The sequence below is a fragment of the Rhizobium sp. CFBP 8762 genome, from assembly GCF_014841565.1.
GTDB lineage: Bacteria > Pseudomonadota > Alphaproteobacteria > Rhizobiales > Rhizobiaceae > CFBP-8762.
On the sequence record NZ_JACYUD010000013.1, the window covers coordinates 31,124 to 41,457 of the forward strand.

A 10,334-nucleotide genomic window follows, 5' to 3' on the forward strand; every position below is an offset into this window, starting at 1 on the left:
TTGCTCTGCTGCTTGTCGCGAACAATATGAAGAACACATTAAGTTCAAATTTCATGCTCTTTCGTGGCAAAACAGCTCGATACCCAGCCAATGCGGGTTGTTCATTTTTTCAAGACCTATTGGCCCGATAGGTTTCGCGGCGTCGCGCGCACGATTGATGCGATAGCCACCGGTACGGCCAAGCATTGGGTTGAAACTGATTTGCTATCGCGCGGAACGGCTTTTCAACAGCAAGTGTATGACGCGTTGCGAACTATCGCCGTGGAATACACCGCAAGCTACACCGAGATTGCAACGCAAATAGACGCACCAAAGGCAGTCCGAGTTGTGGTTCATGCCTGCGCTGACAGCGCCCTTGCGGTCGTCATTCTCTGTCATCGCGTTGTGCGAAACGATGGCACCCTTTCAGGCTATCGCTGGGGTGTGAAGCGCAAACAGCATCTGCTCAACGTAGAACGAAAGGTAAGATCAGAATAAAATTTGCTCTTTTTCTTGACGCGAACAATATGAAGAACACATTGAGTTCAGATTTCATACTGCTGCGCCGACAAAAGAGATCAATAACCAGTCCATGCGGGTTCTTCATTTTTTCAAAACCTATTGGCCCGATACGTTTGGCGGCATCGAACGCACGATTGATGCAATTGCCACGGGCACGGCCAAGCATGGGATCGAGACCGATGTTCTGTCACTCAGCAAGACGCCTGAGGAAAACTCGGTCGTCTTCAACGGTCACCATGCTCATAAGGCGAAGCAGGATTTCGAATTCGCATCGACCGGATTCTCCCGTGATGCGTTCTCAAAATTCTCGTCACTGGCCGCAAAAGCAGACATCATACACTATCATTTTCCATGGCCATTCATGGATATCGTGCACTTTGCCAGCCGCGTCCAGAAGCCCAGCCTCGTTACCTATCATTCCGATATTGTGAAGCAGAATGGACTTTTGAAACTGTACAGGCCGCTGATGCGCCGGTTTCTGCGCAGCGTTGACCGGATCGTCGTAACCTCGTCGAACTATCTGGAAACCAGCGAGCAACTGCGTGACTTCAAGGACAAAACCACGGTCATTCCCATTGGACTGGCACGCAGTTCCTATCCACAGGTTGATGACACCGTAAGAGAGCAATGGCGAGAACGGCTCCCCGACCGCTTCTTTCTGTTCATCGGCGTACTGCGCTACTACAAGGGCCTGCACATTTTGCTCAATGCGGCCAAGCTTGCCCCCTATCCTATCGTGATCGTGGGTGGCGGGCCGACCGAACAGGACCTGAAAACACAAGCGGCACAGTTGGGGCTGACCAATATTCATTTCCTCGGGCCGGTTCAGGATGAGGATAAGGTGGCTCTTCTGGACCTGTGCAGCGCCGTGGTTTTCCCTTCCCACCTTCGCTCAGAAGCGTTCGGCCTGTCTCTGGTCGAGGCATCCATGTTCGCCAAGCCGATGATCTCCTGCGAAATTGGTACCGGAACCAGCTTTGTGAACCTTGACGGGGTAACAGGTCTTATCGTTTCTCCGGACGATGCACCGGCATTATCTGAGGCAATGACGCGCCTTTGGGACAATCCTGATCTGGCGGCCCGATACGGACAAGCGGCGCTGGCGCGCTACGAGCAACACTTTACTGCAACCCGCATGGCCGATGCCTACGCAACAGTCTATCAAGAGTTGCTGGAGACATCCCGTCCATGACAGACTTTAGCGCAGGCCGATGATGAAGAACCGACCGAGCGAAAATCGACTTCTTCTGCTGGACGGACTTCGTGGAATTGCCGCCTATGCTGTTGTCTTCTGGCATTGGCACCATTTTTATCTCGTACCGGAAAAACCTTATCAGTACGACATGGAAAGCCAGCCATTATTTCCAGTCTTCTCACTGTTTTATCTGCATGGATGGCTTGCCGTGCCGCTGTTCTTTGCCCTTTCAGGCGTCATTTTTTTCTGGCTGTTTGAGGAACGGTTGGCAAGGCGGGACATCGGTGTGCGTCAATTTTGTATAGATCGATTCAGTAGAATCGCGCCGCTTTATTATGCCACCTTCGGTGCTGTCATTTTATTGCAGGCGCTTTACCTGCATCACAAAGGCCATTTCTTCGTCTACAATTATAACGACCTCTACCATGCCGTTTTGAATATCCTGTTCATGTCGGGATGGGGCTTTGAAAAGGGATGGTCGTTCAATGGACCGGTCTGGTCCATTTCGGTCGAGATCTTCCTGTACATAAGCCTTGTAGGCGCATGCCTGACGGGAAGACTTCGGTATCTGGCCTTTGCCGCACTTCTTCTCCTTGGCTACTGTCTGCCAGCACCGACCGACAAATTGGCCATGGGGCTCACACAGTTTTATGCGGCAGGACTCTTATTCATCGGATTTCGATACGGTTTTGCGCGGTCCCGCAAGGCAACGATCCTTCTGTGTGTGGTGACTGCCGTCATCTGCTGGTTGGCAATCGCCGCGTTTCCAGCGAGCCGCCAGCTCCTGCTCAACACCATTGCTTTTCCTGTAACGATTGTAGCTCTGGCAGCGGTAAATTTCTGCTGGCCGGTTGCCAACCGGGCGCTGAAATGGCTGGGGGACGTCAGCTTTTCGATCTACCTGTGGCATTTTCCACTACAGCTAATCTTCGCTCTGGTCCTGGACAGCCTAGGCTATGCCCGAACGGTATTTTCACAGCCCGCCATGTTGTTCGGCTTTATCGCAGCCCTCACCATTGTCTCCCAGGCGTCCTATTCGCTGCTGGAATGTCCCGCGCGGCGCGCCTTGCGTCGATATGCAACCGCTCGAACAAGGTAGCTGGTGTTCTGGTTCTGAGACAGTGAGGTTGAAGCCTCTTCCAGACGAAGGCATCTGTATGTTCGGCGGGGGGATAACGATGGTGCGGGTGGTCGGACTCGAACCGACACTCCTTTCGGAACTGGATTTTGAGTCCAGCGCGTCTACCAATTCCACCACACCCGCAAAGCCGTCATGTCTGGTCGACGGAGACGATCTATACGAACAGCTTCCGTGCGGTCAACTGGGATTTTGCATCAACACTCAGCTTCTTTCACAAATGCGTGAGAGCACAGTCATAACCAGCGGCATTTACAGCTTGGCCGTTCCTGCTTACAAGGCAAACGCAACGAAAACTGGATATCTGCATGCTGCGCAAATTGTACGACTGGACCATGTCTCTGGCAGGCAGAAAATCCGCTGAAGCCTGGCTCGGCGTGATCGCCTTCGTCGAAAGCTCGGTTTTTCTGGTGCCTGCCGATGTGCTGTTTGTACCGATGGCGCTGTCTAAGCCGGAAAAGGCGTGGCGCTACGCCATTATTGCCACGGTGTTTTCAGTTCTTGGCGGCATGGCTGGCTGGCTGCTCGGCCATTTTGCCTTCGAGGCCATCGCACGCCCTGTTCTGGAGTTTTACGGCAAGCTCGATGTGTTCGAGCAGATGAAGAGCTCCGTCAGCTATGAGATGATGGTGCTGCTGCTGGTCACATCCGGCCTGGCACACCTGCCCCCCATCAAGGTCGTGACGATCCTGGCGGGCGCGGTCAATATCAATTTTGGCCTGTTCGTGGTGTCTGCCATCATTGCCCGCGGTGCCCGTTTTCTGGTGCTGGCTTGGCTGTTGCAGCGCTATGGCGAAAGTATCAGGCACTTTATCGAGAATAAGCTTGGCCTGATTGCAGGGTTGGGCGCGTTCATACTGATTCTTTTGTATGGTGCGTACCGCACCCTGATCTGAAGTGGGATTTCTGATGGAAAGAACACCTGTTGCGCCTTCCCGGCCGTTGACGGCAACGCTCATCGTTACCCTTGGCATGATTGTCACGGTCGCAAGCGCGCTTGGCTTCCAGCATCTGGGTGGTTACGTGCCATGCGCGCTGTGCCTTGTACAACGCGATCCCTATTATTTTGCTATTCCGCTTGGCATTCTGGCGATTGCCTTCATCGCCTTTCACCTGCCGCTATGGACCGTGCGGGTCTTGCTCGCCATTATCGGCGTTGTGATGCTGATTGGCGCGGGTATTGCCGTCTACCATGCAGGGGTGGAGTGGCATTTCTGGGCAGGACCAGCAACCTGCGCCACCAGCGCACCGTCCGTTACCACCAGCGCCGGCAACCTGCTGGGGGATCTGGATGCGGTCAAGCCGCCATCCTGCTCGGACGCATCGCTGCGCGTTCTCGGCCTGTCCTTTGCCGGGTGGAATGTTCTCGCCAGCCTCGCGCTTGCCGCTGTCGCCTTCTGGGGCGTGAGCAAGGGTCAGGGTTGAAGCTCGACATCCCAATAGAGATAATCCATCCAGCTTTCGTGCAGAAAATTGGGTGGAAAATGCCGCCCGTTGTTGTGCAAATCCTGCACTGTGGGCGCATACGGCTTCTGGTGCGGAAACATGCCCGCCTGCTTGGGCATTTTGCCGCCCTTGCGCAGATTGCACGGTGAACAGGCCGCCACGACGTTTTCCCAGGTCGTCTGCCCGCCTGCCCGCCGCGGAATGACGTGATCGAAGGTCAGATCATCCGGTGAGCCGCAATACTGGCATTCAAACTTATCCCGCAAAAACACATTGAATCGGGTAAAGGCCGGGTGGCGGGAGGGCTGAACATAGCTTTTCAGGCACACGACGCTTGGAAGCCGCATGGAAAAGCTTGGGGATGAAACCGAGTGGTCGTATTCTGCCAGAATGTTCACACGGTCAAGAAAAACGGCCTTGATCGCGTCCTGCCAGGACCACAACGACAAGGGGTAGTAACTCAGCGGCCGAAAGTCGGCGTTCAGAACGAGCGCCGGAAGGCCTTGTGGTGAAACTGCAATCGTCAAGCTAGTCTCCTGATCGATACGGCACCTGCAAATATATACTAAGCGCGTTGCAACAGAATTGTGAAGATAAAACGCTAAAATTCAGCGGTATTGTTCAAACCCCACTATCCCGGCGAATCTGCCGTGCATAATAGGCCCAGAACAGGCGGGCGGCGACGCTGCGCCACGGTGACCACGCAGCAGAAACAACATCCAGTTCTACTAAACTTGGCCGCATGCCCAAAGACAGACCGTGTCCAACGGCATTTTGCAAAGCAACATCGCCCACTGGAAATATATCGGGATGGCCCGCGCAAAACACAAGATACACTTGCGCAGTCCAGCGCCCGATACCCCGGATTTTGGTGAGCGATGATATGGCAAGATGCGGCTCCATCTCGCACACGGAATAAAGATCCAGCGCACCGGAGGCGACTGCATGCGCGGCAGCCTGCAAGGTGGAGAATTTGGCACGGGAGAGCCCGATACGCCGGGAGGCTTCTTCATCCAGCCCTAGTACAGCCTCCGGCGTCACCATACCGCAGACCTGTTCCAGCCGCTGCCAGATAGCACGGGCACTGGCTTTGGAAACCATTTGCGACACGATGATATCGGCAAGGCTGGGAAAGCCGGGCGGGGTTCGGCGCAAAGGCACCGGGCCTGCTTTTTCCACAACGGCAATCAGCCGCGCATCCAGCATCATCAGGCCATTGAGACCCGCTGTCATATCCTCATGGGTATGAATGATCTGCATACCATCAGCCTCTTCTGGACATAGGCAAGACACAATTTCTATGGCAAAACCTTGGACATGTCGCCTCTTTCTGCCTCTTCGATGTCTCAGCCGGTTTTTCGCTTCGCCCCCAGTCCGAATGGCCGCCTGCATCTGGGCCACGCTTTTTCGGCATTGCTGAATCAGACGATGGCAGAATCAGGGAACGGGCGTCTGCTGCTGCGGATCGAGGATATCGATCGCGTCCGGTGTGCGCCCGAATTCAAGGCGGGGATTTACGACGATCTGAACTGGCTTGGCGTCTCCTATGAGACACCGGTGCGGCGACAATCAGACCATTTCGCCGACTACGCGCACGCGCTGGAGCGACTTCAAGCTCGCGGCCTTGTCTACCCTGCCTTTCTCACGCGCAAGGAGGTGAGAGCACAGACCACCGCCGACTGGCCGAAAGACCCCGATGGCACACCGCTCTACCCGACATTCGAGCGCGACATGGACGCGAGCGAACGTCAACGCAGATTGGACAATGGCGAACACCATGCGTGGCGGCTCAATATGCAACGCGCTTTGCAGGACGTTGGCGAGATCCTCACATGGCAGGAAACCGGGGATGGCCAGAAGGGTATTGTCCAGGCCAACCCGGCAGTCTAGGGCGATGTGATTCTGTCCCGCTCGGATGCTCCGGCCAGCTATCATCTGGCGGCCACGCTGGACGATGCAGTTCAGGGGGTCACGCATGTGGTGCGCGGCCTCGATCTCTTCTCATCCACGTCCATCCATCGCCTGCTGCAGCATCTGCTGGATTTGCCCGAGCCGGTGTATCACCACCATCGCCTGATCACGGGACCGGATGGCCGTAAGCTTGCCAAAAGCAACGGGGACAAGGGGCTCCACCAGCTGCGCGCGGAAGGTTGCACCCCCGGCACCATCCGTTCGCTACTGAACCTCTGACAGGCGTTTTTCCTCAGACGAGCGAAAGCTGCGGATGACCATGCGTTTTACTTTGAATTTCATGATCGCCGCATTGATTTCGGCGCCGATGATGAAAATCATGCCTACCATATAGAGAAAAACCAGTGCGATCATCAGCGAGGCCAGACCGGCATAGGTTGCAGCGTAATTGGCAAACATAGAGAGATAATAAGCAAAGGCGTAGGCACCGGTAGACCAGAGCAGCAAAGTTAACAGAATTCCCGGCACCACATCCATGATCTTGCGCCGGCCATCGGGTAGCCAGAGATGGCAGACCACCAGGCCAATGGTGAGAACCACGAGCGCAACCACCAGACCCCAATTGCCGATGAGCGACAGAAATTCGCGCAAACCGGGAATAAACCGATAGGTAAAGTTCAGCGCCAGCGGTGCCGCGACCAGCCCGATGCTGACCGCGACAAGGCTCAACACCCCAGCAATGACGAAACCAAGGCTCGCAAGACGGGTGGCATACCATGGCCGGGTTTCCGGCACGCGGTATGCCCGATTCAGCGATACCCGCAAGGCCTCGACGCCGTTGGAGGCGAAGTAGGCTGCAGCCAGCACCGATACCGTCAGCAAGCCACCGCGCGGGATGGTCAGCACCCGCACCACTTCATCCGAGATCGGCTTGGCGATGACTTCCGGCCATGTATCGAAAATCAGATGAACGGCAGTTGCGGAAAACTGGTCCGCACCCAGAAAATTGCCGAGCGCTGCACCAAAGATGAGAAACGGAAACAAGGCCAACAGGGTGGACAGCGCAATATGGCTGGCCATGGCCCACCCATCGTCATCGCTAAAATGCCACAGTGCATCAAAAATTACTTTATAAGCCATTTTGAGGGCTACAGGCATGTAATCTCCGTCTTGGCATCGGCTATCGCAATTGTAAGGAGCGACTAGATATGGGAAAGCTGATCCGATTTATACAGGGATCGTATGTATGAAAGCACAACGCAGCATCATCATCACCGGTTGTTCATCCGGCATTGGCGCATGGTGCGCGCGTGCCTTGCAGCGGGATGGCTGGCGGGTGTTTGCCACCGTGCGCAAAACAGAAGACCTGAAAGCGCTGACCTCGGACGGCATTGAGGCGTTCATCATGGACTATACGCAGCCTGATACCATTTCGAGTCTGGTCAAAGCGGTGCTCACCCGCACCGGCGGCACGCTGGATGCGCTGTTCAACAACGGTGCCTATGGTCAGCCCGGCGCGGTGGAAGACCTGACCACGGAGGTGCTGCGTCAGCAGTTCGAAACCAACGTGTTCGGCTGGCATGAGTTGACACGGCAGGTCATTCCCATCATGCGCCGTCAGGGTCATGGCCGCATCGTGCAGTGCTCGTCGGTGCTTGGCATTGTGCCCTATCGCTGGCGCGGGGCCTATAACGCCTCCAAATTTGCGCTGGAAGGGCTAAGCCTGACCCTGCGCATGGAACTGAGCGGCACCGGCATTCACGTCAGCCTGATTGAGCCCGGCCCCATCGCCTCGAAATTTACCGCCAATGCGCTACTTCATGTCGAGAAGAACATTGATGTGGAGAACTCGGTTCATGCAGAAGACTATCGCCGCCAGTTGCGCCGCTTGAAGGGCGAGGCGCCGCCGGCCAAGGGCAAGCTGGAACCGGATGCCGTGTACAAGGTTCTCGCCCATGCGTTGACGGCTAGAAATCCAAAGCCCCACTACCCTGTTACGACGCCTGCAAAGCAGGGTATGCTTTTGAAGAAGCTTTTGCCCGCTGCCACGTTCTACCGCATCATCGCCAAGTTCGGCTGAATCTATCAACCAAAATCGCCCAGCAACCAAAAATCGAATGGTCCCATGTCCACTTTTCTTACAGTTCTGACCCTGATCGTCATGGGCCTTGTCGCCATTGTGCTGGTGCGCGGTCTCGTCAATATGGCGCGCGGCGGCAGCGGCAATACATCCAACAAGCTGATGCAGGCCCGCATCCTGCTACAGGCGGTAGCCATTCTTCTCATCATGTTTACGCTCTGGATAACGGGCGGCGGTCGATAAGTTGAAGGGGTCCGATCATGGTCAAGCTCAATAAAATCTACACGAAAACCGGTGACGACGGCACGACAGGTCTGGTTTCCGGCCCCCGTCGCCTGAAAGCCGATCTGCGCGTGGAAGCCTATGGTACCGTCGACGAGGCCAATTCCTATCTTGGCGTCGCCCGCCAGTACACCGCTGATCTGCCAGACCTCGATGCCATGCTGATGCGGATCCAGAATGACCTGTTCGATCTCGGGGCCGATCTCGCAACCCCTGACACGGGAGAAAAACCGGAATGGGAGCCGTTGCGCATCGTTAGCCAACAGGTGGACCGAATCGAGCAGGAAATCGACCGGTTAAACGCCGATCTCCAGCCGTTGACCTCCTTCGTGCTGCCCGGCGGCAGTGCCGCATCCGCAGCCCTGCATGTGGCGCGCACCATTGCCCGGCGCGCAGAGCGCGACATGGTGGCGTTGTCGAAGACAGACGGGGAAGTGGTGAGCCGCGAGGCGCTGGCCTATGTCAACCGTTTATCGGACTTTCTGTTCGTGGCGGCGCGCTGGGTCAACGACCAGGGCCGCGCCGATGTGCTGTGGGTCCCCGGCAAAAACCGCTAGAACGCTATTCGATCTGATTGAATCAGATCGGCGCTCTAAGTCGTTTATTTGTGAGCATAATCTTTTCGATCCTCGCTTCGCTCCGGTCGGATTATGCTCTAGTCTTGTTCAGGGAATTTCATGTTCATTCCGCTCTACGATCGAAATTCCCTGAAACATATTCGCAAGCAATATGTCACGATTGCCCTGATCCTCGCCAACATCGTTGTGTGGCTGCTGACGGGGCCGGTTGCCAGCGACCAGTTTGCCAATGCTGCGGTGCTGGGGCTTGGCTACATTCCGGCGGTGGCCTTCAATTTCGCGTATATCGACCCGGCCTCCGTGCTGGTGCCCCCATATGCCACCTATATCACCTACGCGTTTCTGCATGGGGACATTACCCATCTCGGCATGAACATGCTGTTCCTCTGGGTCTTCGGCGATAATGTCGAGGATGCCATGGGGCATTTTCGATTTCTCTGCTTCTACCTTTTGTGTGCTGCGGCCGGTGCGTTGGCGCATGGTTTGATCAACCCGCAGTCCGAAGCACCACTGATTGGTGCATCCGGCGCGATTTCCGGCGTGGTAGCGGCCTATTTTCTGCTGCATCCGAAGGTGCGGGTCTGGGTCCTCGTCTTTTTCCGCATACCGCTTCCCCTGCCCGCCTTCATTCCGCTTGCGCTGTGGATCGGTCAGCAGGTCTACATGCTGGTTATCAATCAGGACAGCGGCGTATCCTGGGCAGCCCATGTCGGCGGTATCGTGACCGGGTCTTTGTTGATTGTCTTTTTGCGACGTACCGATGTGCCATTGTTCGACCGCACCATCGTGACACCAAAGGCCGTTGCGCACGAAAAACCTGAAATTCCGGTCCCGCAAACCCAAGCGGAGCCGGAACCGACACGTTGGGGCCGTTCCTGAAGAAGTTTAAGGATGCCATGAAACGTCTGTTGTAATTGGAGAAAAAACGCGTATCGATGTCGTCAATCGACTATCACGCGGGTCTGAAGTATCGCATTTTCGTGCGTCTGCTGGGGAAGGAATTGAACATATGAAGGTACTGGTCACGGTCAAGCGGGTTGTGGACTACAACGTCAAGATACGCGTCAAGCCGGATGGTTCAGGCGTGGAACTGGCCAATGTGAAGATGTCGATGAACCCGTTCGACGAAATCTCGGTGGAAGAAGCGCTGCGCCTGAAAGAGGCTGGCAAGGCTTCCGAAGTTGTCGTCGTGTCCATCGGTCC

The 10,334-nt window shown here is 55.7% G+C and carries 13 protein-coding genes, 1 tRNA gene and 1 pseudogene; 11 read left to right on the top strand and 4 right to left on the bottom strand.

The genetic code is table 11. The annotated features are described in order from the left end of the window. The first annotated feature begins 63 nt into the window (after positions 1 to 63). From IFT84_RS21820 to IFT84_RS20855, 3 genes are all read left to right on the top strand, one after another. Positions 64 to 477, top strand: a complete 414-nt coding sequence (locus tag IFT84_RS21820; protein ID WP_446737634.1) for a methylated-DNA--[protein]-cysteine S-methyltransferase — start codon at positions 64 to 66, stop codon at positions 475 to 477. A 94-nt stretch (positions 478 to 571) separates the two neighbouring features. Continuing rightward, positions 572 to 1,693, top strand: coding sequence for a glycosyltransferase family 4 protein (locus tag IFT84_RS20850; RefSeq protein WP_192122557.1), 1,122 nt, complete (start codon positions 572 to 574; stop codon positions 1,691 to 1,693). A gap of 22 nt (positions 1,694 to 1,715) precedes the next feature. Continuing rightward, complete coding sequence (locus IFT84_RS20855; protein WP_206757424.1) at positions 1,716 to 2,795, top strand: acyltransferase family protein; 1,080 nt, start codon at positions 1,716 to 1,718, stop codon at positions 2,793 to 2,795. A gap of 80 nt (positions 2,796 to 2,875) precedes the next feature. Here the strand turns inward: IFT84_RS20855 and IFT84_RS20860 are convergent. After that, positions 2,876 to 2,960 (bottom strand) — tRNA-Leu (locus IFT84_RS20860). Positions 2,961 to 3,142: 182 nt separating this feature from the next. Here IFT84_RS20860 and IFT84_RS20865 point away from each other — a divergent pair. Then, positions 3,143 to 3,730, top strand: coding sequence for a YqaA family protein (locus IFT84_RS20865; protein ID WP_192122559.1), 588 nt, complete (start codon positions 3,143 to 3,145; stop codon positions 3,728 to 3,730). Between the two features lie 13 nt (positions 3,731 to 3,743). Then, entirely contained in the window at positions 3,744 to 4,259 is a 516-nt protein-coding gene (locus IFT84_RS20870; protein ID WP_192122560.1) for a disulfide bond formation protein B, read from the top strand. Here the strand turns inward: IFT84_RS20870 and IFT84_RS20875 are convergent. Then, positions 4,250 to 4,807: an HNH endonuclease gene (locus IFT84_RS20875; RefSeq protein WP_192122561.1), complete on the bottom strand. Its 558-nt coding sequence runs from the start codon at positions 4,805 to 4,807 to the stop codon at positions 4,250 to 4,252. The genes IFT84_RS20870 and IFT84_RS20875 overlap by 10 nt on opposite strands. 94 nt (positions 4,808 to 4,901) lie before the next feature. After that, positions 4,902 to 5,540 carry a DNA-3-methyladenine glycosylase family protein gene (locus IFT84_RS20880; protein WP_192122562.1) on the bottom strand — a complete coding sequence of 213 codons (639 nt, stop codon included), beginning with the start codon at positions 5,538 to 5,540 and terminating at the stop codon, positions 4,902 to 4,904. A gap of 81 nt (positions 5,541 to 5,621) precedes the next feature. Here IFT84_RS20880 and gluQRS point away from each other — a divergent pair. Next, a pseudogene (gene gluQRS, locus IFT84_RS20885) lies at positions 5,622 to 6,470 on the top strand (tRNA glutamyl-Q(34) synthetase GluQRS). Here the strand turns inward: gluQRS and IFT84_RS20890 are convergent. Continuing rightward, positions 6,456 to 7,349, bottom strand: a complete 894-nt coding sequence (locus IFT84_RS20890) for a YihY/virulence factor BrkB family protein (protein WP_192122563.1) — start codon at positions 7,347 to 7,349, stop codon at positions 6,456 to 6,458. The pseudogene gluQRS and the gene IFT84_RS20890 sit on opposite strands and share 15 nt — an antisense overlap. 88 nt (positions 7,350 to 7,437) lie before the next feature. Here IFT84_RS20890 and IFT84_RS20895 point away from each other — a divergent pair, with 88 nt between their 5' ends. From IFT84_RS20895 to IFT84_RS20915, 5 genes are all read left to right on the top strand, one after another. Then, the gene (locus tag IFT84_RS20895) at positions 7,438 to 8,271 is read left to right on the top strand and encodes an SDR family oxidoreductase (protein ID WP_192122564.1); all 834 of its coding nucleotides are present in this window, start codon (positions 7,438 to 7,440) and stop codon (positions 8,269 to 8,271) included. 45 nt (positions 8,272 to 8,316) lie between these two features. Next, entirely contained in the window at positions 8,317 to 8,514 is a 198-nt protein-coding gene (locus tag IFT84_RS20900) for a twin transmembrane helix small protein (protein ID WP_192122565.1), read from the top strand. A gap of 17 nt (positions 8,515 to 8,531) precedes the next feature. After that, positions 8,532 to 9,110, top strand: coding sequence for a cob(I)yrinic acid a,c-diamide adenosyltransferase (locus tag IFT84_RS20905; RefSeq protein ID WP_192122566.1), 579 nt, complete (start codon positions 8,532 to 8,534; stop codon positions 9,108 to 9,110). Between the two features lie 120 nt (positions 9,111 to 9,230). Then, positions 9,231 to 10,010: a rhomboid family intramembrane serine protease gene (locus IFT84_RS20910; protein ID WP_192122567.1), complete on the top strand. Its 780-nt coding sequence runs from the start codon at positions 9,231 to 9,233 to the stop codon at positions 10,008 to 10,010. A gap of 130 nt (positions 10,011 to 10,140) precedes the next feature. Beyond that, a partial coding sequence (locus IFT84_RS20915; protein WP_446737588.1) for an electron transfer flavoprotein subunit beta/FixA family protein occupies positions 10,141 to 10,334 on the top strand: 194 nt, incomplete at its 3' end.

Bases quoted from the DNA above. Each gene is read 5' to 3' on its own strand.
- IFT84_RS20900 (WP_192122565.1), top strand. From the start codon at position 8,317: ATGTCCACTTTTCTTACAGTTCTGACCCTGATCGTCATGGGCCTTGTC.
- IFT84_RS20855 (WP_206757424.1), top strand. From the start codon at position 1,716: ATGAAGAACCGACCGAGCGAAAATCGACTTCTTCTGCTGGACGGACTT.
- IFT84_RS20895 (WP_192122564.1), top strand. From the start codon at position 7,438: ATGAAAGCACAACGCAGCATCATCATCACCGGTTGTTCATCCGGCATT.
- IFT84_RS20905 (WP_192122566.1), top strand. From the start codon at position 8,532: ATGGTCAAGCTCAATAAAATCTACACGAAAACCGGTGACGACGGCACG.
- IFT84_RS20880 (WP_192122562.1), bottom strand. From the start codon at position 5,540: ATGCAGATCATTCATACCCATGAGGATATGACAGCGGGTCTCAATGGC.
- IFT84_RS20850 (WP_192122557.1), top strand. From the start codon at position 572: ATGCGGGTTCTTCATTTTTTCAAAACCTATTGGCCCGATACGTTTGGC.
- IFT84_RS20865 (WP_192122559.1), top strand. From the start codon at position 3,143: ATGCTGCGCAAATTGTACGACTGGACCATGTCTCTGGCAGGCAGAAAA.
- IFT84_RS20890 (WP_192122563.1), bottom strand. From the start codon at position 7,349: ATGCCTGTAGCCCTCAAAATGGCTTATAAAGTAATTTTTGATGCACTG.
- IFT84_RS20870 (WP_192122560.1), top strand. From the start codon at position 3,744: ATGGAAAGAACACCTGTTGCGCCTTCCCGGCCGTTGACGGCAACGCTC.
- IFT84_RS20910 (WP_192122567.1), top strand. From the start codon at position 9,231: ATGTTCATTCCGCTCTACGATCGAAATTCCCTGAAACATATTCGCAAG.